Origin of the sequence: Sandarakinorhabdus sp. (assembly GCF_040398665.1) — a bacterium.
GTDB lineage: Bacteria > Pseudomonadota > Alphaproteobacteria > Sphingomonadales > Sphingomonadaceae > Sandarakinorhabdus.
This window is the reverse complement of the sequence record NZ_JBBATQ010000008.1, coordinates 22083-42679: the sequence shown is the minus strand read 5'-3', so window position 1 is coordinate 42679 and position 20597 is coordinate 22083. Positions and strand designations below refer to the sequence as shown.

Below are 20597 nucleotides of genomic sequence, written 5' to 3'. Positions count from 1 at the left end.
GATCATCCCGACCCTATGCCGGCCGCTGCCCATGCCGCCAAATCAGGGAATCTTGGGGCTGGGCAAGCTGAATTTGTCCCATATGGCCAAAGCCCGTGCCGTTCGCGGCCTAGCTGCTGGCCAGATACCATTCGTGATCGGTGGCCGACACGATGGCCTGATAGGCCTCCAGTTCGTGGCGCTTGATGGCGGTGAACATCTCGACGATGTGATCGCCAAGCGCGGCGCGCAGCAGTGCCGACGCGGTGAAGCGGTTTAGTGCCGCGGCCCAATCGGTGGGCAGTTGCAGTTCCGGCGGGATGGTGGCGGCATAGCCGTTGCCAAGCGTGATCGGGCCGGGCGGCCGGGCCGCCGCCAGGCCATGATGCATCGCCGCCAGCACGACCGCGACGGCGAGATAGGGGTTGGCATCGGCGCCCGAAACCCGGTGTTCGACATGGCGGCTGGCCGGCGGCCCGGCCGGAATGCGCAATGCCACGGTGCGGTTGTTGATGCCCCAGGTGGCGGCCGTGGGCGCATAGGTGTTGGGCCGCAGCCGGCGATAGCTGTTCATGTTGGGCGCGAAGATCGCCATGCTGTCGGGCAGCAGCGCCTGCAACCCGGCGATGGCGTGCTGCAGGGCCGGCGCGCCTTCGGGGGCATCGGCGGCGAAGATGTTGTGCCCCTGTGCATCCAGCATCGAGACATGGATGTGCATGCCCGAACCGGCAATGTCGGCGAACGGCTTGGCCATGAAGGTGGCGGCAAAGCCGTGCGCGGCGGCGCATTGGTGGACGATGCGCTTGAACAGGATCGCCTCATCGCAGGCGCGCAGCGCGTCGGCATGGTGGGTGAGGCCGATTTCCATCTGGCCCGGCGCGTTTTCGGTAATGGCGGCATCGATGCGGATGCCGGCGGCATCGCCCGCCGCATTCACCGCATCGATGAACGGGCGGACGGCGGCGAGTTCGGTGAGGCCATAGACATGCGGCAGCGTTGCCCCGCCCGCCGGGCGCGGCCGGGCGGTATCGGCATCGAGCAGGTAGAATTCCAGCTCGCATGCCACCACCGGCGTCAGGCCGCGCGCGGCCAGCGCGGCAATCGCTGAGCTGAGAACATGGCGCGGATCGAGCACGCACGGCCGGCCATCGAGTTCGTGCAGGCTGACCAGCATCTGCGCGCTGCCCGGCCCGCATTGCGGGGTGATGGCCAGCGTGCCCGGCACCGGCCAGGCCAGGCGATCGGCGTCGCCATCTTCCCACACCAGCCCGGTTTCCGGCACATCATCGCCGCGGATATCGTTGACCAGCAGCGATCCGGGCAGGAAACGGCCTTGGCTGTAGACGCTGAGCACTTCATGGCGGCGCAGGCGCTTGCCGCGCGGCACGCCGGCCATGTTGGTGAAGATCATGTCGATGGCATCAACATCGGGGTGGGCGGCCAGAAATTCTTCGGCCTCGCTGGCCGGTGCGATGGGGAGGGCAGGGTGCGTCATGCCGGGGCTCCGCCCAGGGCCAGCAGCGCCGGGGTGGCGTCGGCAAAGGCCAGTTCAAGTCGATCGATGATCAGGTCGATTTCTGCGTGGCTGATGATCAGCGGCGGGCACATCACCAATTTGTCGCCCACCGCGCGCACCATCACGCCCCGCGCAATGGCAGCATCGCGCACGATCGGCCCGGCGGTGCCGGGTTCGGGGCCGAAACGGCGACCCGTGGCCTTGTCGGCAACGATCTCGACCGCGCCGAGCAGGCCGATGCTGCGCACTTCGCCGACGAACGTCTGTGGCTTCAGCCGGGCCAGCGCCGCAGCGAGATAGGGCCCCAGATCATCGGCCACGCGCGCCACCAGCCCCTCACGCTCCATGATGGCGATATTGGCCAGCGCGACGGCGGCGGCGACCGGATGGCCGGAATAGGTATAGCCGTGGGCGAACTCGCCGCCAGTGCGCAGCGTCTCGGCAATCTCGGCGGTCACGGCCGTGGCGCTGATCGGCAGGTAACCCGATGAAATGCCCTTGGCCATGGTGATGATATCGGGCGATATTCCGAAATGCTGGTGGCCGAACCAGGCGCCGAGCCGGCCAAAGCCGCAGATCACTTCGTCCATCACCAGCAGGATGCCGTGGCGGCGCACGATGGGCACGATGGCATCCCAGTAACCGGCGGGCGGGATGATGACGCCGCCGGCACCTTGCACCGGTTCGGCAACGAACGCAGCGATATTGTGGGCGCCAACCGCTGCGATGCGATCCTCCAGATCCTGCGCCAGCACCGCCACGAACGCCGCATCATCCAGGCCTTCGGCTTCGCCAAAGCCATAGGGCTGGCGGACGTGGGAGATGCCGGGCAGGTGCGGGCCCTGGGCATGCATGCGCGCCATGCCGCCCAGCGACATCGATCCGATGGTGGTGCCGTGATAGCCATTGGTGCGGGCGATGAACTGGGTGCGGCCGGGCTCGCCCTTGAGGTCCCAATATCGCCGCACCATGCGCATGGCCGTGTCCACGGCTTCGGAGCCACTGTTGCTGAAGAACACGTGCGGCAGGCGATAGCCGGTCAATTCCGCGACCTTGGCGGCGAGCGTGATCGCCGGCGGCGTCGCGGTCTTGAAGAAGCCGTTGTAGTAGGGCAGCTCCAGCATCTGGGCGTGGGCGGCGTCGGCGAGTTCGCGCCTTCCATAGCCGACCTGCACGCACCACAGCCCGGCCATGGCATCGAGGATGCGCAGGCCCTCGCCATCTTCGATATAGACGCCCTGCGCGCGCGTGATGACGCGGCTGCCGCCCAGCGCGACAATCTCGGCAAAATCGGCTTGCGGCGGCAGGTGATGCGCGACGTCGAGCCGCCGCAGTTCATCGATATCGTAATTGCGCATCATTCGTCCCCGCCCGCAACCTTGCTGTTGCCGCGCGCTGCCTGGCCCAGCAAGGCGAAGAAGGCACGGCTGTGATCATCATTATCGGCATTCCATTCGGGATGCCACTGCACGCCGAGCAGCAGCGCGCGGCCGCAGCGGCCCGATACGGCCTCGATCAGGCCGTCGGGCGCGGTGGCCTCGACACTCAGGCCGGGCGCGAGGGCCGCAATGCCCTGAAAATGCACGGAACTGACGGTGAGGGAGGGGACGCCGTGCAGGGCCGCCAGCACGCCGCCCGGCGCCAGCGCGACATCATGGCCATGATCGAACATCGCGTTGAAGCTCACATCCGCCGGCGCGTGGTGCATCCCGCTGATGGCGGCGAGATCGGCGCGCAGCGAGCCGCCGAGCGCGACGTTGATCTCCTGCAGGCCGCGGCAGATTCCGAACAGCGGCCTGTTGTGCTGCGCTGCGGCGGCGAGCAATGAAACGGCGAGATGATCGCGGTGCGGATCATAAGGGCCGGTACCATCGCTGGCGCCGGACCGCGCCGGTTCGAGGTTGGACAGGCTGCCGGTCAAGAGCACGCCATCCAGCCGGCGCACGATGTTGGCGATATCCTGGCCCGGCTCCAGTGCGGGCAGCAGCACGGCATCGGCGGTCGCGTGGCGGGCGACGGCGTGGACATAGCGGTTCATCACCGCCTGCGCGGTTTCAACGCCGATCTGGCGGTTGCAGCAGATGATGCCAATGAGCGGGCGTTCTTGGGGTCGTGTCATGCGGCGGCTTTCAGTCGGTCACGCAGCGCCAGCGCCAGCATGCCGGCGGTGTAGAGCGGTCGACGCGCCGTCGCGCCGCCCGGCCAGCGCCGCATCGGCAGGCCGGCGAGCAGATCGAAATCGGCGCGGTTGCCCTGGAGGGCGTCGGCGATGGCCTGGCCGCTGGCCTGCGCCAGCAACAGGCCATGGCCGGAATAGCCATGGGCAAACCACAGGCGCTGCTGCTGCCCGATGATGGGGAAACGGGTGACGGTGATGGCGACCGTGCCGCGCCAGGCGCGTTCGAAGGCGATATCGGCCAGCATCGGGAAGACGGCGGCGAGGCGCGGGCGCACAACGGCGGCAATGTCGTCGGGCGGGTCGGGCGTGTAGCGCTCCCCGCCGCTGAACAGCAGGCGGCGCTGGGGATCGAGGCGGTAATAATCGAGTGCGAAGCGGGTGTCGGACACGGCCGCATTGCCGGGCAGCAGGCGGGCGGCCAGATCGGCCGACAGCGGCGTGGTGGCGATGCTGTAGCTTTGCACCGGCATCAACTGCCCGGCGAACATGGTGCTTCTGCCATTGATGCGGAGTTGATCGACGCCGGCATCGCAGGCGATGACGGCCTGGTCCGCACGGACGGTGCCGCTGGCGGTGGTGACGGTGACGCCGTTGGCACCTGTGTCGATGGCCAGCGCCGGGCAGTCCGCGTGTAGCGCAGCGCCGGCAGCGACGGCATGGCCGGCCAGCGCCAAGGCATAGGCGCCCGGATCGATGTGGCCGCCGCCGCGATCGAACAGCCCGCCGTGATAGCCATGCGCGCCGACATGGGCTTGCACGTCGGCGGCTGCGACGATCTGCGCTTCATGGTAGCCCAGATCATCGGCCAGGCAGCGCACTTCGGCCTCCATCCAGCGCCGGTCAGTCTTGAAGCTGGCGGCCGTCAGATGCCCGGCGGGGCGGTAGGCGCAATCCGGCCTTGCCAGAGTTTGGGCCAGCGCCGCGGTGCGGTCACGCGCGGCCAGCGTCAGGTCGAACAGTCGCTGCGCGCGCTCGATGCCGAAGCGTTCGACCATCGCGACGGCGCCTTGGCGCAGGCCGGGGATCAATTGGCCGCCGCTCGCGCCGGTGGCGCCGCTGCCCGGCTGCTGCGCGTCGAGCATGATCACCGACGCGCCAGCCCTGGCCAGCGCCAGACCGGCGCTCAGCCCGGTCAGGCCGGCACCGACGATGCAGACGTCTGCGCGCAAATCGCCCGCCACCGCTTCAGACCTTGAGCAGCAGATGCTCGCGTTCCCAGGAGGAGATCACCTCCTGATAGGCGTCGAGTTCAGCCTGCTTGATGGCGATGAAGGTGGCGATGAAATCCTCGCCGAGATAGTGCCGGATCGGCTTGCAATTGGCGAAGCGGTCGAGGGCTTCGTAAAGCGTGCGCGGCAGGGTGCGCGCCATGCGATAGGCCGAACCGGTGATCGATTCGCGCGGTTCCAGGCTGTCGATCATGCCGATCAGCCCGCACATCAACGACGAGGCGATCGACAGATAGGGATTGGCATCGGCACCGGGCAGGCGGTTTTCGACGCGGCGATCGCTGCCGTGCGAGCGCGGCACGCGCAGCCCGCAGGTGCGATTGTCGAGGCCCCATTGCACATTGATCGGCGCGTCGTGCGCGGGCTTCATGCGGCGGAAGCTGTTGACATTGGGCGCGAACAGCGGCGCGATCTGCGGCAGCAGGCGTTGCAGCCCGCCGATATAATGGTGGAACAGCGGCGAATCGCTGCCATCGGGCAGGGCGAAGATATTGTTGCCGTCGGCATCGATCACCGATTGGTGGATGTGCATCGCCGAACCCGGCTGGTTCTGCATCGGCTTGGCCATGAAGGTGGCATGGATGCCGTGGCGCTGGGCGACCTGGCGGACAATGCGCTTGAACAGCAAGGCCTGATCGGCGCGCGCCATGGCATCGCCGTGCAGCAGGTTGATTTCCAATTGGCCGGCGCCGGCTTCGTGGATCAGCGTATCAAGCTCCAGCCCGGCGCGTTCGGCGAAATCATAGAGTTCCTCGATCAGATCCTCATATTCGTTGATGGCTTCCAGGCCATAGGGTTCCGACACGGTTTCGGCGCGGCCCGAACGGCCGGCGGGCGTCTGCAGCGGCAGATCGGGATCGGCGTTGGTGGCGGTCAGGTAGAATTCCAGTTCCGGCGCCACCACCGGTGTCCAGCCGCGTTCGGCATAAAGCGCGATGATGCGGCGCAGCACATTGCGCGGCGCGATCTCGACGGACTGGCCGCTGGCATATTGCGCATCGGCAATCACATAGGCGGTCTGCGTCTTGTAGCCTGGCGCGACCCGCAAGGTGCTCAGATCAGGGACCACGATGACATCGGGATCGGACAGCGGCGCGATATCGAGGTCTTCGGGATAACCGCCGGCCACCGTCACCATGAAGATGCTCGACGGCATGCGCAGCGACTGATCCTCCACCACGCGCAGGAACTTCGGCGCCGGCAGCACCTTGCCGCGGATGATGCCGTTCATGTCGGGGACGATGCACTCGACCTCGGCGATGGCGCGGGCGGCCATCCATTGCTTGAGTTCGTCCATGGTCATCATGTGGCACCCGTCGGTTGCAAACGTCGCCGCCGCGCCAGCGACCTGCGCGCGGGATATGTCCATTCGCGCGGGCCCGTGCCATGGTGGCGCAAAGTGCCTAGCATGATGGCCGGAGCGGGGGTAGCGGGTGGCGGAACTGACGGAAACGAACGAGGTAACGGTTGTTGCCGACATGCCGGCACTGGCCAAGTCGCTGAAGCGCCGCCACGTGACGATGATCACCTTGGGCGGGGTGATCGGTGCCGGGCTGTTCGTCGGCAGCAGCGCCGCCATCGCCACGATTGGCCCGGCTGTCATTGTCAGCTATGCGCTGGCCGGGGCCATCGTGCTGCTGGTGATGCGGGTGATCGCCGCGCTGGCCGTGGCGCTGCCCAAGGCTGGCGCCTTCACCGAATATGCCCGCGCCGGCATCGGCCGCTGGGCCGGCTTCAGCGCCGGGTGGCTCTATTGGTATTTCTGGGCGATCGTCATCGGCATCGAAGCCATCGCCGGCGCGGCGATCATCGCGCAGTGGGTCGATCTGCCCACCTGGATCATCGGCCTCGCCGTCATGCTGTTGATGACCGGATCGAATCTGCTGTCCACCCGCAGCTTCGGGGAATTCGAATTCTGGTTTTCCACCATCAAGGTGGTGGCGATCGTGCTGTTCATTGTCGTGTGTGCGGCCTTCGTGTTCGGCGTGGGGAACGGCGCTGCAGCACCGGGCCTGGCCAATCTGACGGCGGATGGCGGCTTTGCGCCGATGGGCTGGGGCGCGGTGATGGCCGGGGTGACGGCGGTGATCTTCGCTCTGGTCGGCGCCGAGATCGTCACCATGGCGGCGGCCGAAGCCGAGGATTCGGCCGATCTGGTCGCCCGCATGGCCAGCACGCTGATCCTGCGCATTTCCATCTTCTACATCGGCGCCATCTTCCTGATCGTCTGCATCGTGCCGTGGCGCAATGTGGTGGCCGGGCAATCGCCCTTTGCCGCCGCGCTGGCGGTGGTCGGCGTGCCGGGGGCGGCGTTCATGATGAACCTGGTCGTGCTGGTCGCGGTGCTGTCGTGCCTCAATTCGGCGATCTATGTGGCGTCGCGGGCCTTGTTCACCCTGGCCGCCAATGGCGATGCGCCGCGCTGGAGCGTGAAGATCGACAAGCGCGGCGTACCGGCGCGGTCGATTCTCGCCTGCACCGCGGTGGGCTTTGCCAGCGTGGTGGCATCGGTGCTGTCGCCGGGCGTGGTGTTTGCCTTTCTGGTCAATGCATCGGGCGCCATCATCATCTTTGTCTACATGCTCACCGTGATTGCCGCGATCCGGCTGAAGGTCGGCACCGGGCCGCTGCTGCGCTGGGGGCGGCATGTCGCGGTGGCGGCGATGCTGGCCGTGCTGGTGGCCATGGGCGCCACGCCAGAGCTTGCCGTGCAGTTGTGGGCCAGCCTCGGCTGCCTCGCCGTGGTGCTGGCGGCGCACTGGTTGACGCGGCGGCGGGCATAGACTTCACGGCCAGTTGATCGCCACGATCTCCCAGTTTTTTTCGCCGCCGGGCAGGCGCACCACCCGCACATCGCCGACGCTGGCGCCGCGCAGGGCCCGCGCCAGCGGCGCGCTCCAGCCGATGCGCTGCTGGCCGGCATCCTGCTCGTCATCGCCCACCAGGGTGAGCGTGCGGCGGTTGTCGTCGTCATCGGCGATCTCGACCGTGCAGCCGAACAGCACCTTGTGGGGTTCGCTCTGGCTGGCGCTCTGGCTGGCCGGATCGACGACGCGCGCCGCGGCCATGCGTTTGGCCAAATGGCCCAATTCACGGTCAATCTCGCGCAGGCGTTTGCGGCCATAGATATAATCGCCGTTCTCGCTGCGGTCGCCATTGCCGGCGGCCCAGCGCACCACCTCCACGATGCCCGGCCGTTCGCCGTGCAACAGATGATCATAGCGGGCGCGCAAGGCGGCCATGCCGGCCGGGGTGATCGGGTTGCCGTCCATGCATCTGCCATCAGATGATTTTGCCGGGTTGCACAAGTCCCCGGCTGTGCCACCATCGCAAGCCAATCACACCACGGGGGACAGGACATGCGCCGGATCAAGATCATGCTCGGGCTGCTGGCCTGCTTATCCGCGCCGGCCGTGGCTGCGCCGGGCGATCGCGTGGAACGCCTGCTCGGCGAATTGGCCGACGCCGCCGGGCCGCCGGGGTTCGAGGAAGCGGTGCGCGCCATCATGGTGCGCGAGCTGGCGCCGCTGGCCGACAGGATCAGCTATGACGGACTGGGATCGGTGATCGCGCAACATGGCAATGCCGGCCCGCGCATCATGCTGGATGCGCATATGGACGAGATCGGCGGCATGGTGCGACGGGTGACGCCGGGCGGGTTCCTGACCATGCAGATGCTCGGCGGCTGGCTCGATCAGGCGCTGGTCGGCCAGCGCTGGACGATCATCGGCAGCAAAGGCCCGGTGAAGGCCATCACCGGCATCCGCGATGTGCATGTGACGCCGGCCGAAGAGCGCACGCGGGTCTATCCCCGGACCAGCATCTATCTGGATGTCGGCGCGAAAAATGCCGCCGACGTCGCCGCGCTGGGCATCAGCCCCGGCGATCCGGTCGTGCCCGATGCACCATTCGCCGTGCTGGGCAGCAGTGGCCGCTATCTCGGCAAGGCCTGGGATGACCGGGTCGGCCTGGCCGTGGTGATCGAGGCGCTGCGCCGGCTGGCCAGGGAAGGCCACCCCAACCAGTTGTTCGTGGCGGCCACCACGCAGGAGGAAACCGGCCTGCGCGGCGCCCATACCGCCGCCGACGTGATCAAGGCCGATATCGGCATCGCCATCGAAGGCGGCGTGGCAGGCGACCAGCCCGGCCTCAACGCTGATGAAACACAGGCGGTGCTCGGCGGTGGCCCGGGGATTTTCCTGTATGATTCGTCGGCGCAGCCCAACCGCAAATTGTCGGCGTTGATCATCGCCACGGCCGACGCCATCAAGGTGCCGCTGCAGCGCGATCTGGTGCAGGGCTATGGCGACGACAGTGCCGAGATCCAGAAGAGCAACGGCGGCGTGCCCACAGTCAATCTGGTGGTGCCGACGCGCTATACCCACGCCCACAATGGCGTGATCGACCGGGCGGATTTTGATCGCACGGTGGAACTGGTGGTGGCGCTGATCAAGCGGCTGGACACGGCGACGGTGGCGCGGCTGCGGGATTTCACGCCGGCGCGATGACTACCAGCGGATCAGGCGCGGGATGACGGCGCGGCCAGCGGCAGCGCACGTCACCACCACCAGGCTGTGCCACAGGCCGATGTGCATGATATCGTTGTAGGGGCAGTACAACGAGACCGCGAAGATGCCGAAGCAGCCGGCCGCGACGCCGGTGATCAGGCCGGCGCGTTCGGGCGAGGTGGGCGCACCGCGCCGCAGCCAGGCCACCAGCAGCAAGGCCGGCATCAGGCCGAGCGCGCTGCCGACCAGCAGGCAGGTCAGGCCATGATCGGGCGCGGAGCGGGCCAGCGCGGTGGCGGGCCCAGCGGCGATGCCGGTGATCAGCGCGGCCAGTGGCAGCACTGTCGCCATGGCCGCAGCCCACAGCCAGCCGCGATGATCGGTGCCCACCTGCGGCCGGCCCATGATCACCACGGTAACGGCCGCAGCGAGCCCAAGGATCAGGAACGAGCCGCTGCCCATCAGGAATATCGGATCGAGCCGGCCAGCGGCCAGATCGGGCCGCAGGCCGAGGCTGAGCAGCACGACCGCAACGCCGAGCCCGATGGCGGCGGCGATCAGCCACAGGCCCTGCGCTTGGCGCATGCGGCGCACGGGGCGCAGTTCATCGACCAGGTTGGCGATCAGATCATCGGTGGTGGCCATGGGGTTCAGTCTTTCTCGATGAGGGCGGCGAGCTTCTTCAGCCCGCGATGGATATTGACCTTGACCAGCGATTCGCTTTGCCCGCAGGCGACAGCGGCTTGCGCGACGGACAGGCCTTCGATCTTGACCAGTTCGATGGCACGGGCTTGTGCCGGCGACAGATATTGAAACAGCTGCGCCAGGCTGATGCGGGCGGCGATGGCGGGTTCTTCGCTGGCCGCAATCGGCTCGCTGTCAAAGCCGGTTTCATCGGCCCGGTAGAGCTTGCGCAGGTGATCGACCCAGCGATAGCGGGCGATGGCGGCAAGCCAGGGCAGGAACGGCCGCTCCGGATCATAGCTGGCCAGTTTCTGGTGCAGGGACATCAGGGTTTCCTGCACCAGATCATCGCAACTGTGCGGCGCGACGCGGCGCCGGTAGAAGCGCATCAGCCATTGGCTGCACGCCGCCAGCAGCGCGGCATAGGCCTGGCGGTCGCCATTCTGGGCCATGGCCATCAGCCTTGCCAGCGTGGCTTCATCGGCGATCATCTGGGGGTCGATTGGGCCATGGCGGTCTCGGTGAACGTGCGGCAGCATCCGAAGGGCGAACGCTGCACCGGTGAAGGGTCATTCGCAATGCAGCGGCATCCGGTTACAGGCGCGCCGTTGCGGCCTCGCGGTATCGGCGGTGGTTCGGCTTGGCAGCGCGCTGCTTGCTTGGCATGGAAGGGCGCAGGGAGGCGCGAGATGGCGTTGACGATCTATGGCATACCAAATTGCGAGCAAGCTGCAATAGTTGTACACACAAGATCCTGTGCATAAAAACTTTTTAAAATCAGAGTCCTAACGGCTCTGTGTGCTTCAAACCATCGGGGAGATTGTAAGTGGCCGTCAGGATGTTTGGAATTGCAAACTGCGATACGATTAAGCGCGCCAAGACGTGGCTGAGCGAACACGGCATCGCCTACGATTTTCAAGATTACAAGAAATCGGGAGTGGATGCGACTGCGCTGCGGGGGTGGGTGAGTGAGCTTGGCTGGGAAGTGCTATTGAATAAGGCTGGCACGACGTTTCGCGCCTTATCGGACGCAGAGAAACAAGACCTTGGCACCGAAAAAGCTATCCGATTGATGCTGGCTTACCCTTCCATGATCAAGCGCCCCGTCCTTCATCATGGAAACAGTTTGATCGTTGGTTTCAAACCAGAACTGTATGAGAAAGCATTTGGTTGCGGGTAAAAGGCTGCAACTCAATCTAGCATCCGATAAGCGATTCAAGGTACGCCATGACGCCATTCGTAAGGGTAATCATGGGCGGATTGGCGCCTTGGGCGTTATAAAGCGCATAAATTCGTACAACGCCCAAAACAACGGTTACCCCTTGGCCGCTTCAATCTCAGCTTTGGTGCGACGTTTGCGCTGCTTTACCATCACTGGCTTGAGCTGAGCGTATGTGATGCCGTGAGCCTTGCAAATCTCGGAAATCTGCTTGAGCGCATCAGCTTGCTCAGCCACGCGTGCCGCTTCAATCTGCTTCTCAAGTTCCTTCTGCTGCGCAAGCAGATCGGCAAGTTTGCTCATGTTCAAGCCCTTTATCCAGTAGCTGTCCGCGCCTTCATAGCCAGCAACACAGCTCTGTCCAGTTCCCCGCTGTTTGCAGCCTCACCAAACGCTGCCAGCACCGCAGCAACTTCCTCCAGCTTGTCCACGAACACAGCATTGCTCTTGCCGCTAATGTGCAGCACCCTGCTGCCGTAACGGCATTGCACGTACCAACCGTTGTCCTGCTGGAAAAACCACGGACGCACACGCTTGTTCATCTCGACCAGCACACGTTCGCCAGCCTCATTGTTGCGCCACCGCTTCACGCGCACCTCAAACTGCTCGCCATGCATCATCGCATCCAGCACAAGCTTCTGCTCGGCAATGCCAGCCAGCAGCTTATCGCGGCGAGCAATGACGGGGTCTTTTTGAACGACGCGCTGCACGGTTTTGAGGTTCAGTTTGGCAATGAAAGACATGATGTAGCTCCAATGATCAATAGAGCCAGCCTGCTGCCTTCCGGTGGTTCTGTCGGCCAAAAACAGAACGAAATGATATGATCTGTTCGGTTTTTGGCTGTCTATAGCAACCGCGTCAGCACATTCCCCCGCGCCACCAGTGCACCCCTGTAATCCCGCGTTTCGTTGTGCCGTGCATTGTATGTGCCCTTCAATGCACCACGATAGTCGCGCAACGTGTCCACGCTGCTGTCGCTATCAATCCATCCCAGCAGTGCGCCCCGTGCATCCCGCAGTTCATGCCTAGCCATTTTGCATCCTTTTTCGCTGTCTATGCCGAACCGCTATGCTGTCTTCCCGCTGCCCATGCGATCACCTTGCGGCAAATTTGCGCTGTCAGCCTCAGACAAAGCCAACTGGGGCATGGTACAAGCAAGGGTGAAGCGCAGGGAGCAAACGCGCTGTCTGAGGTGGGTTTGACGTGAAGCATTTCGGCATAGTCTGCTGAGCCAAAGCGCCAGGTCTTCGCGCAAGCCGATGAAGGTGCGAAATTTGAGCAAGAACCGGCTGCTTTTAGGTTAAATGCGGGGCTTGTTGGGCTGCGGACCAACTGGCTTGATCGGTAGAATGCGCTTGATGGGCTTGGGCTTGGTGGGTTTGAATGGCTTGGGCACGGCGGGTTTGGCTGGCTGCTGATTTTGGCCACGGGCACTGGCTTTGAACGCCGCTTCCAGCGCTAGCACCACGTTCAAAATCCGCCTTATGTCTCTCGCTGCATCGTTTCCCATGTTCTTATTTAGCCAAGGTGGGGTGCATGTGAGCGGAAACCGGCAAGGCCTAGATTTTGATATAAGCAAAATCTTCGCAGCCGAATTTTCACGAGCGTATATGCCTTTTCCCTATCGACTATCTATGCGTTCAACATACTGTGTTAAAATGGAAATCTGCCTTGATTTCATAAGCCCCAAACAGATTTGAAAGCGCCTTTGTGCGCCAAGGATAAATAGCTGTGAAAGGACACAGCTATGAACTGGGCAAACAAGATTACCGCAGAATCAACACAGAAGATTATGAAGGGGCAGTACGATGTAACGGGGGTGCTGGCATTCAAGGATGGTGAGCGCATTTGCCACGCCACAGCTATTAAGATCATGGCGGCATTCTGGCACAAAGTGGACCGCGTATTTTTCGGACATGCAGCCGATAAGGGTTATGGGATAAATCGACTCTGCTTTTTGGAGTTTGGAACAAGTCAAAAATGCATACACTTACACTTTGTTGCGCACTCACCTATTGAGAAAAACGCATTCTGTGCGATCCTAAACGTGCTCTGGAACACTTTCCACGAAGACACAGCTGAGCTGAGCAAAAATTGGATAACGCCCATATATTGCAAGCAAGCGGTGGCGGGGTATGTGACCAAGGAAATTTGGCGATTTCGAGATGATCAAAATGTGATGAATTGCGATCATATAAACACAGATGATAAAGCATATTCCTCTTTTGACATAACAGCGCAAGCGAACCGCATTGCAAACCACGTCACCGTTGCTGCACTTGACAAAGCCTTGTCTCACATTCCTGTCCATATGATCCTCATTCGGAAACGTGCTGACCGGCGTAGACAAGAAGCGGAAGCGAAGCAGCGTGAACGTGACTTACGCTTGGCAGGAGTCACAACATCATTCAGGCAACCCACTCAACTACACCATATTTAGGCTCTATCTCAGGCAATCAAACAGGCAAAAAACGTGCATTTTAAGTCGCCGAAGTGCTAGGCATACGGCGCAATCTAGGCTCTCGTCATGGCTCAAAAATTGTTGGAATTGGTTAAGGCTAGGGACGTTTTCCCATAGCCAATCCTAGTCATATATACAACAAACAAACTTAAAACCTGATACAGATAAAACACATCAACCCATTGATATTAAATAACGATATGACACTTACTGAACAGATATACCAAACACTCAAGCAAGCTCAGCTGACCACAACGCGTGAAGCGTTTAGCAGGGATTATGTGGGAATGAGCAGGAACTGGTTTGCATGGCAGCGGCACATGAACCGAGACTTTTCGCTATCAGCAGCCATCCAATGCCTACGCTCCCTTCGCGTTCAGCGGCAGCGTGATCCAGCGTTAAACCATTGTCAAAAAGTGGCACTGCAATCAGCCGAGCAACGACTACTAGATCATCTCAATCAGCAATACGCAGTCGCGGATATATGCATATAACGCTCAGTCGTTATCGCGTTCTGGATGTATGTCGGCAACACGTAGCGTGGACCGCTTTGCCAGCAATGCGTTGACGTCCACGCCATCTGCACGCCTTTGCAGCTCCGCCAACTCCTGCTCAATCACCCAGATCTTCACAGCCTGTTTGGTCATTTTGCCCACTTGCACCCCGCCGCCGCTCGCCTCGTTCTGCAAGCTCTTGCTTGTAACCACATAAGGAACGCCACTGGGGCACAGACTTAGGTCGTTTATGCCGTCCCATGTCGTGTCGCGATCAAACCAAGCCCGCAAACTGGGATTGGCATCTACGATCTCTTGTAGCCGCGTCAGCAGCTGCTCGTATTCTGTGTCCGCTTGCCCAAACAGCAGTTTGGCCGCCGCACGGTTGCCTGCGCGGCTGTAGTAGTCGGCGCGGTTGTAGGTGAAGTTGGCTTTCTTCAGCCTGCGTTCGTACTCCACGATAGCAGCTGGCTTGTTGCCCAATTCCTCGCGCAAAGCCAACTGCGCAGCCCAAGCTTCCTCATAATCCTTGTACCCATCTGCACTCAGCCACGTTTGCAGATCGCGGTTCTGCACGTTTTTTCCCTGCTTAAGTCGCTCCCTCAGCCCGCGCAGTTTTGTAGCCCGCGTTGCGTCATCATGGTTCACAAGCCGCGCCCTGGCCTAGTCAATATCCAGCTTGGGCAAGCTGTTGACGATCTTCATGGTTTCCAAGCTAACTGTGATGACGCGCTGGAACAGATGCAGCGGATAAGCAGGATCGTGCATTGTCTCGTTCGCGTAGTCGTTCGCATCGTTCACAATGCCACTCGTCTTGTCCACCTTCACGCACTGCCGTTCCATCACCCAATCCAGCGCACTCTTGCCGTTCACCACGTACTCGTACGCTTCCAAGGGAATGTTGGTCATGGTGATGTTGGCATTGTAGCAGACAGTCGTTTTATCCTGCTTGGGCCGTTTGCCGCCAAACTTCATTTGCTCGACACGGTAGAACGCCACGGGGTCAGCAACGTGCCAAAGCTGCTCACTGCCTTGTTTGTACGTCACCGGATAGCGTTGTGCGCTCTCGTAGTTCACGTGCATGTCGCCCAGCTTGCGCCCTGCATCCGCAAACGCCCAAAAGTCCTCCGCCTTCTTCACGCACGGTATGCGGGGAAGCTGCTTGCTTAGGTTATCGGCAAAACGTGCACGGTAATCTGCGCTGTGCAGCAGCCCATAGACGTAATAGAAAATGTCTTCCTTGGTGATGTTCGCGCCGGGATATGCAGCTCGAAATTGCTTCAAGCCGTGGTCCGTGATGCCATCGCGCTCCACGTAGCCGTTGTTGCCGCCACCCGCGAACAAGTCAGCCTTGTCCTCTTCGGCCTTCTCGTACAGCTTGAGGGGGAAGCACTGAGTGCTACTAGGGCCTTCACGGGATGCGATGTGCTTGGAAGCAAATGCTGCGAATGGGACGCTTGCGCCAACCCCTGTCACCCAAAGGATTAAATTATCCTCATTTCCTTCAGGAAATATGCTCCCAAACCTACCCCTTCTGTGCGTCAAATCTTTATCGTAGTACATCCATTGCTTGGTAAACGGCCGCACTTCACATTCGACCAACAATCCGTCCCGGTATTCAATCCTGTGTGCGTTTGCTAAGCTTGCCAGTAAACTGCTGGTCCAACTAATTTTAGTGGGGTCATTTTCCACTATGGATTTGAGGTGGTTGATACGATCAGCCGTTGGCAGTGACGCCGAAACACCATCTACATATTTCAATTGCTCATTGTAGCACCCGATGAGCGATTGAACGTTGGATACAACTTTCGAGGGAGAGCTGTTGAAGACCCACGCATCGCGTCCCGTTTCAATCCCCCTAGTGTAATCATCAAAAATCGAGCTTCCAAGCTGATCTTTTTTATCGCCAATCGAGCAAAATTTATCGAAGTTCGCTTCACGCTGCGCAATCCAGTCATTGTGCTCATCTGGCGTAAGCTCAGCCCACTCATTTGCCGCGGTCAAGCCATCCACAGACGCAAACGCAGACACACGAGCCAGCTTTTGCTCACGCGTCAAATAGTCGCCAATGTCGTGATAAAAGATTTGGCCATGCTGTGCGCTGGCTGGATTTTTGACGAGGAATGAAATGGCAATGGGAGCGCGACTGCCGAGACCAAATACGTTGCCGCTTTCCTTGCGCCGCTGCTCCCCAATCGTCCGCGCATTACCCCGAAGATTGAAAACGTAGATGCTGCTAAACTCGTCCTGCAAGCTCTTGCGCAATCCATTCATGGCGTTGCCGTCTATCCAGCCGCCGTTCGTCACGAAGCCGATGACGCCGCTATCGCCTATCTTGTCGCTCGCCCACCGCATTGCCTGAACGTAGCTGTCGTATAGCGCGTTCTTGTTGGTTGCCGTGGTGTGCTTGGCATACGTGTCGGCGATGCGCTTATTCAAATGCGGATAGACAGCGCCTGTGCTCGAAACATTGTACGGCGGATTGCCCAAAATGACGCGGATATCGAGGGACTTTTGCCTGTTTCGGCGCTCACTGTTGTCATGCATGAGCGCGGCAACCATGTCTTCGCTCTCATACATTTTGAACGTGTCGGTTAAGCAGATGCCTTCAAACGGCTCATACGCATTGCCGGACAGCGTGTGATAGACAGCTTCGATGTTGATGGCCGCAATGTAGTAGGCGAGCAGCACAATTTCGTTAGCGTGTATCTCGTGCCGATATTTGTGCTCAAGCTCACTCGCATCAATCAGCCCGCTTTGCAGCAGCCGAGTGATGAAAGTTCCCGTACCCGTAAACGGATCGAGAATGTGCACGCCTTTGCTGCCCAGCGTCTGCCCAAACTCCTGTTTGAGAATGTCATTCACGGAATGAATGATAAAATCGACCACTTCGACCGGCGTGTAAACGATGCCCAGCTTGTCTTGCAGCTTGGGAAACGCACCCGCGAAGAACTTGTCGTAAAGCTCAACAATGATCTTCTGCTTGCCCTCGGCGCTATCAATCCCCTTCGCTCGCCGTGCCACGCTGTCGTAAAAACCTTCGAGCGCAGCAGCTTCCTTTTGAATGTTTGCCGGTTCCAGTACAGCAAGCACATTCTGCATGGCTTGCGATACGGGATTGTGGCTTGCAAAATCATATCCCTCGAACAGCGCATCGAACACCGGCTTGGTCACAAGATGCTGCGCAAGCATCTCGATCGCTTCTTCCTCGGTAACGCTGCCGTTTAGGTCATCACGGATTTCAGCAAGAAACTCGTCGAAAACCTCGCGCTCTGCTTGCCCCGTATCCAGCACTGCCTTGATGCGCTCAATGTGCGCCTTGGCAATGTCGCCAATGTCCTTGGCCCAGTTTTCCCAGTACGTCCGTGTGCCGCATTTCTGCACGATTTTCGCACGTATAGCAGCCGGAAACTCATCGAGGATGAAGTGCAGTTGGTCTTCTGGTCGCGTTAGCTCGCCGCCCATGTCATCCCATGCGCCAGCACTGCCTTTGCCAATGCCTGCCCCTGCATTCATGGCCATAGTGCGTGATGCTGGGAGATTTTCGGCAACAGCGATCACTTCAATCTTGCCGCTGCTATCGCTGGTCAGCTCAAGCTTGTTGATGGTGGCATCAAAGCGATCATCGTGCGCTCGCAGCGCATTCAGGATTTGCCAGACCACCTTGTAACGCTCGTTGTCATCCAGCGCTTTTTCCGGCGCAACGCCAGCAGGAATGACGACTGGCAGAATGACGTAACCGAGCTTTTTGCCCGGCGACCTGCGCATGACACGGCCAACGCTCTGTACCACGTCGATCTGCGACTTGCGCGGATGCAGGAACATGATGGCATCTAAACTTGGAACATCGACACCTTCGCTCAAGCAGCGAGCGTTGCTCAAAATCCTGCATTCGCCATCTTCAACGTCATCGCCCAACCAGTGCAACAGCTCGCCACGGGTTTTGGCATTGAACGTGCCGTCCACATGCTCAACGTCGCACTGAATATACCGCTGCTCGTCATCGTCCGTGGCCGCGCTAAACTCGTCCACGACAGCGCCGAACTCACGTGCGATGAGTTTGCTGGAACGGATGTCTTTGCAGAACGCGATGGCGCGGCGCATTGGCTGCGCATCCACGCTAAATTCGCTGTCATCGCCCTGTTTCAGCAACGCTTTATAGCAGCCTATAATCTTGGTCGCGTCGTCAAGCTGTAGCTCGTTGTCCTCCGCCAGCCTGCCTTGCACACCCCTGCTTACAAGCGTCTCGTCCATTGCAAGCACGATGACCTTGTAGTCCGTGAGCAAGCCGTTCTCCACGGCCCAGCTAAAGCCACGCGCAAAGAACACGGGGCCGTAAATTGCCTCGTCGTCCATGTCGCACAGCGCCACAGCCGCATCCGCTGCCTTTGCCCTTGCACTGTCCCCGAAAATGCGCGGCGTTGCAGTCATGTAGAGCCGCTTGGCTCCACGAACGTACTGGTTGTCGTGGATCTTGACGAAATTGCTGGCTTCTTCGCCGTCTAGCGTTGCACCCGTGGTTCTATGCGCTTCATCGCAGATGATGAGATCAAATTCAGGCAAACCATGGGAATGCGCAGCGGTCAGCACTGGAATGCTCTGGTACGTACTGAACACCACAGTCATGCGCTCAGCGTCAACGCTGCCAGCTCGTTCGGCTAGCTTGGCTGGCTGTGTGGTGGCCGGAAATTCGAGTTCGTGCACCTCGATTTCAGCAACGTCGTCCTTGTCCTTGCGCCGCTTCCCTACCTGGCTGTCGCTGCATACGGCGAATGAGCGCAATTCAGTGTCAGTGTCCTTGGTCCACTCGCGTACCGTTTGGGCAATGAGAGCCAGCGACGGAACAACGAACAGCACACGCTTGCCCCGACCTGCGTATTGCTCTGCGATCTTCAATGCCGTGTAAGTCTTGCCCGTACCGCAAGCCATCAGCAGTTTGCCGCGATCGTGCGCAGCAAAGCCACGCTCCACAGCCTCTAGCGCCTGCCGCTGGTGCTCAAGCAGTGACTTTTTGGGTTGCAGCTTGATTTCGGAGGTGGCTTCAAACGCTGCCCAGTCAATCGCGCTCTCTCGCAGTGCCTCAAGGCCAATGCGGATCACGGGAATGTGCTGGTCGCGTATCGTGTCCTCTGCGTTACCACTCCAATCCACCTCTGTTGTGTCGATAAACACGCGGCGCTGGAATGGCGGTTTGGACGACGCAGACAGGAAGCTGTCTATGTCCTTTTTCTGGATAGCGTGCTTGGCGGAGAAAAATTTGCACTGGATCGCGGCAAAGCCATCTTCGCTGCGCAGCTTTGCCACCAAGTCTATGCCCGTGTCGCGTCCATCAACGCCGCGCTCTTTTGCCCAGTCGGCATAAGACCAGACTTGGCTAAATTCCTGCGTCTGCACCGGGTCATGACGCAAGTACGCAACCGCGAGCCGCTCAAAGTACGTCCCCTTCTCCCTCTCCGTCACAGCAGCAGCACGATAGGAAGCAAGAAGACGATCAAGTGCGGACATGCAAGCTGCTCATTTTCTGAAAGTTCATTGCGGCAGACGCTATCAGCCAAAAAACGTGCAAGCCAGCCCAAACCCATGCCCCAGCCAGAATGTTATAGAAGTTACAATATCTAACATTATGCCCAAAAACTCAGCATTTCTGCGGGTTTAAGTGGACCACCTAAATCGGTCGACGACCAAAATGTGTGGAAATATGCTGTCTAACAACAGAAACGCACATTCGGGGACAACGACAATGAAACAGGCCAAGCTACTCAACGACGCAGAGCAGAAGCGGCTTGCTGCCGTGATCGACAGCTTGCGCCACAGCACACGCAACCATACCGCCGTCGCGCTCAGCTTCTGCGCTGGCCTACGTGCGTGTGAGATTGCTGCACTGCGCATTGGCGACGTTTTTGACGGTGATGGCAAAGCGCGCGACACAATCTATCTGGCAGCAGCACAAACCAAGGGCAACGACACGGCGACGGTGCTGGTGAACAAGAAGCTCAGGGCGCAGCTACAGCGCTATGCGGCAGCGTACCCCAAGCAGTTAGCCAAGCCCAATGGCTCCCTGCTGTTCAGCGGCAAGGGTGCTGGATTTACGGCGCAGACAGTGGTGAACTTGTTTGCGCGGCTTTACGCACTGGCTGGCATTTATGGGGCCAGCAGCCACAGCGGACGCAGGCAGTTTGTCACGGAACTGGCTGACAAGGGGGTGAACGCACGTGTCGTCCAAGCCCTTGCTCGCCACAAGCATCTTTCCACCACTCAGCGCTATATCGACATCAATGATAGCAAGCTACGTAAAGCGGTGGAGCTGATTGGATGAGCTGCGATTCTA

Annotated in this window: 19 protein-coding genes; 6 read left to right on the top strand and 13 right to left on the bottom strand. The window is 60.7% G+C overall.

Features of this window, described 5'->3' with window-relative positions:
- Nucleotides 1-109: 109 nt before the first annotated feature.
- From ABWP22_RS11055 to ABWP22_RS11035, 5 genes are read right to left on the bottom strand one after another with little or no spacing between them, the layout of a single operon-like run.
- Entirely contained in the window at nucleotides 110-1474 is a 1365-nt protein-coding gene (locus tag ABWP22_RS11055; protein ID WP_353200034.1) for a glutamine synthetase family protein, read from the bottom strand.
- The gene (locus ABWP22_RS11050) at nucleotides 1471-2856 is read right to left on the bottom strand and encodes an aminotransferase (RefSeq protein WP_353200033.1); all 1386 of its coding nucleotides are present in this window, start codon (nucleotides 2854-2856) and stop codon (nucleotides 1471-1473) included. The genes ABWP22_RS11055 and ABWP22_RS11050 overlap by 4 nt, the downstream gene beginning before the upstream one ends.
- Nucleotides 2853-3614, bottom strand: a complete 762-nt coding sequence (locus ABWP22_RS11045; RefSeq protein ID WP_353200032.1) for a gamma-glutamyl-gamma-aminobutyrate hydrolase family protein — start codon at nucleotides 3612-3614, stop codon at nucleotides 2853-2855. The genes ABWP22_RS11050 and ABWP22_RS11045 overlap by 4 nt, the downstream gene beginning before the upstream one ends.
- Nucleotides 3611-4843 carry an NAD(P)/FAD-dependent oxidoreductase gene (locus ABWP22_RS11040; RefSeq protein WP_353200031.1) on the bottom strand — a complete coding sequence of 411 codons (1233 nt, stop codon included), beginning with the start codon at nucleotides 4841-4843 and terminating at the stop codon, nucleotides 3611-3613. Before ABWP22_RS11040 ends, ABWP22_RS11045 begins: the two co-directional genes overlap by 4 nt.
- Nucleotides 4844-4859: 16 nt before the next feature.
- Complete coding sequence (locus ABWP22_RS11035) at nucleotides 4860-6272, bottom strand: glutamine synthetase family protein (RefSeq protein WP_353200030.1); 1413 nt, start codon at nucleotides 6270-6272, stop codon at nucleotides 4860-4862.
- 64 nt (nucleotides 6273-6336) lie between these two features.
- On the opposite strand from ABWP22_RS11035, the gene ABWP22_RS11030 reads away from it, so the two are divergent.
- Nucleotides 6337-7686 carry an amino acid permease gene (locus ABWP22_RS11030; RefSeq protein WP_353200029.1) on the top strand — a complete coding sequence of 450 codons (1350 nt, stop codon included), beginning with the start codon at nucleotides 6337-6339 and terminating at the stop codon, nucleotides 7684-7686.
- Nucleotides 7687-7689: 3 nt separating this feature from the next.
- Here the strand turns inward: ABWP22_RS11030 and ABWP22_RS11025 are convergent, their stop codons facing one another.
- Nucleotides 7690-8175: a GreA/GreB family elongation factor gene (locus ABWP22_RS11025; protein ID WP_353200028.1), complete on the bottom strand. Its 486-nt coding sequence runs from the start codon at nucleotides 8173-8175 to the stop codon at nucleotides 7690-7692.
- 87 nt (nucleotides 8176-8262) lie between these two features.
- Here ABWP22_RS11025 and ABWP22_RS11020 point away from each other — a divergent pair, with 87 nt between their 5' ends.
- Entirely contained in the window at nucleotides 8263-9411 is a 1149-nt protein-coding gene (locus tag ABWP22_RS11020) for a M42 family metallopeptidase (protein WP_353200027.1), read from the top strand.
- Here the strand turns inward: ABWP22_RS11020 and ABWP22_RS11015 are convergent, their stop codons facing one another.
- Together ABWP22_RS11015 and ABWP22_RS11010 are read right to left on the bottom strand one after the other, a co-directional pair.
- Nucleotides 9412-10056 (bottom strand): NrsF family protein, encoded by a 645-nt coding sequence (locus ABWP22_RS11015; RefSeq protein ID WP_353200026.1) that lies wholly within the window; start codon nucleotides 10054-10056, stop codon nucleotides 9412-9414.
- Nucleotides 10057-10061: 5 nt separating this feature from the next.
- On the bottom strand, nucleotides 10062-10586 hold the full coding sequence (locus tag ABWP22_RS11010) for a sigma-70 family RNA polymerase sigma factor (RefSeq protein WP_353200025.1): 525 nt from the start codon (nucleotides 10584-10586) through the stop codon (nucleotides 10062-10064).
- 335 nt (nucleotides 10587-10921) lie between these two features.
- Between ABWP22_RS11010 and ABWP22_RS11005 the strand changes: the two genes are divergently transcribed.
- Nucleotides 10922-11275, top strand: a complete 354-nt coding sequence (locus tag ABWP22_RS11005) for an arsenate reductase (protein ID WP_353200024.1) — start codon at nucleotides 10922-10924, stop codon at nucleotides 11273-11275.
- Between the two features lie 135 nt (nucleotides 11276-11410).
- On the opposite strand, the gene ABWP22_RS11000 is transcribed toward ABWP22_RS11005, so the two are convergent.
- The 3 genes from ABWP22_RS11000 to ABWP22_RS10990 all read right to left on the bottom strand — a co-directional run bounded on the left by ABWP22_RS11000 (nucleotide 11411) and on the right by ABWP22_RS10990 (nucleotide 12824).
- The gene (locus ABWP22_RS11000) at nucleotides 11411-11617 is read right to left on the bottom strand and encodes an H-NS family nucleoid-associated regulatory protein (protein WP_353200023.1); all 207 of its coding nucleotides are present in this window, start codon (nucleotides 11615-11617) and stop codon (nucleotides 11411-11413) included.
- Between the two features lie 11 nt (nucleotides 11618-11628).
- Entirely contained in the window at nucleotides 11629-12057 is a 429-nt protein-coding gene (locus ABWP22_RS10995; RefSeq protein ID WP_353200022.1) for a hypothetical protein, read from the bottom strand.
- 557 nt (nucleotides 12058-12614) lie between these two features.
- A complete protein-coding gene (locus ABWP22_RS10990) occupies nucleotides 12615-12824 on the bottom strand; it encodes a hypothetical protein (protein WP_353200021.1) in 210 nt (69 codons plus the stop codon).
- Nucleotides 12825-13061: 237 nt separating this feature from the next.
- On the opposite strand from ABWP22_RS10990, the gene ABWP22_RS10985 reads away from it, so the two are divergent.
- Together ABWP22_RS10985 and ABWP22_RS15675 are read left to right on the top strand one after the other, a co-directional pair.
- Entirely contained in the window at nucleotides 13062-13754 is a 693-nt protein-coding gene (locus ABWP22_RS10985) for a hypothetical protein (RefSeq protein WP_353200020.1), read from the top strand.
- Between the two features lie 221 nt (nucleotides 13755-13975).
- Nucleotides 13976-14269: a DUF6626 family protein gene (locus tag ABWP22_RS15675; RefSeq protein ID WP_502951115.1), complete on the top strand. Its 294-nt coding sequence runs from the start codon at nucleotides 13976-13978 to the stop codon at nucleotides 14267-14269.
- A gap of 3 nt (nucleotides 14270-14272) precedes the next feature.
- Here the strand turns inward: ABWP22_RS15675 and ABWP22_RS10980 are convergent, their stop codons facing one another.
- Nucleotides 14273-14845 carry a hypothetical protein gene (locus ABWP22_RS10980; RefSeq protein ID WP_353200019.1) on the bottom strand — a complete coding sequence of 191 codons (573 nt, stop codon included), beginning with the start codon at nucleotides 14843-14845 and terminating at the stop codon, nucleotides 14273-14275.
- Between the two features lie 87 nt (nucleotides 14846-14932).
- Nucleotides 14933-19774 carry a DEAD/DEAH box helicase gene (locus ABWP22_RS10975; RefSeq protein ID WP_353200018.1) on the bottom strand — a complete coding sequence of 1614 codons (4842 nt, stop codon included), beginning with the start codon at nucleotides 19772-19774 and terminating at the stop codon, nucleotides 14933-14935.
- Nucleotides 19775-20009: 235 nt separating this feature from the next.
- Between ABWP22_RS10975 and ABWP22_RS10970 the strand changes: the two genes are divergently transcribed.
- The gene (locus ABWP22_RS10970; RefSeq protein WP_353200017.1) at nucleotides 20010-20585 is read left to right on the top strand and encodes a tyrosine-type recombinase/integrase; all 576 of its coding nucleotides are present in this window, start codon (nucleotides 20010-20012) and stop codon (nucleotides 20583-20585) included.
- Nucleotides 20586-20597: the final 12 nt, after the last annotated feature.

What these genes read in the sequence shown, in the direction of transcription:
- ABWP22_RS11055 (WP_353200034.1), bottom strand. Translation starts at nt 1,474, where the DNA reads ATGACGCACCCTGCCCTCCCCATCGCACCGGCCAGCGAGGCCGAAGAA.
- ABWP22_RS11050 (WP_353200033.1), bottom strand. Translation starts at nt 2,856, where the DNA reads ATGATGCGCAATTACGATATCGATGAACTGCGGCGGCTCGACGTCGCG.
- ABWP22_RS11045 (WP_353200032.1), bottom strand. Translation starts at nt 3,614, where the DNA reads ATGACACGACCCCAAGAACGCCCGCTCATTGGCATCATCTGCTGCAAC.
- ABWP22_RS11035 (WP_353200030.1), bottom strand. Translation starts at nt 6,272, where the DNA reads ATGGACATATCCCGCGCGCAGGTCGCTGGCGCGGCGGCGACGTTTGCA.
- ABWP22_RS11025 (WP_353200028.1), bottom strand. Translation starts at nt 8,175, where the DNA reads ATGGACGGCAACCCGATCACCCCGGCCGGCATGGCCGCCTTGCGCGCC.
- ABWP22_RS11020 (WP_353200027.1), top strand. Translation starts at nt 8,263, where the DNA reads ATGCGCCGGATCAAGATCATGCTCGGGCTGCTGGCCTGCTTATCCGCG.
- ABWP22_RS11015 (WP_353200026.1), bottom strand. Translation starts at nt 10,056, where the DNA reads ATGGCCACCACCGATGATCTGATCGCCAACCTGGTCGATGAACTGCGC.
- ABWP22_RS11010 (WP_353200025.1), bottom strand. Translation starts at nt 10,586, where the DNA reads ATGATCGCCGATGAAGCCACGCTGGCAAGGCTGATGGCCATGGCCCAG.
- ABWP22_RS11000 (WP_353200023.1), bottom strand. Translation starts at nt 11,617, where the DNA reads ATGAGCAAACTTGCCGATCTGCTTGCGCAGCAGAAGGAACTTGAGAAG.
- ABWP22_RS10995 (WP_353200022.1), bottom strand. Translation starts at nt 12,057, where the DNA reads ATGTCTTTCATTGCCAAACTGAACCTCAAAACCGTGCAGCGCGTCGTT.
- ABWP22_RS10990 (WP_353200021.1), bottom strand. Translation starts at nt 12,824, where the DNA reads ATGGGAAACGATGCAGCGAGAGACATAAGGCGGATTTTGAACGTGGTG.
- ABWP22_RS10985 (WP_353200020.1), top strand. Translation starts at nt 13,062, where the DNA reads ATGAACTGGGCAAACAAGATTACCGCAGAATCAACACAGAAGATTATG.
- ABWP22_RS15675 (WP_502951115.1), top strand. Translation starts at nt 13,976, where the DNA reads ATGACACTTACTGAACAGATATACCAAACACTCAAGCAAGCTCAGCTG.
- ABWP22_RS10975 (WP_353200018.1), bottom strand. Translation starts at nt 19,774, where the DNA reads ATGTCCGCACTTGATCGTCTTCTTGCTTCCTATCGTGCTGCTGCTGTG.
- ABWP22_RS10970 (WP_353200017.1), top strand. Translation starts at nt 20,010, where the DNA reads ATGAAACAGGCCAAGCTACTCAACGACGCAGAGCAGAAGCGGCTTGCT.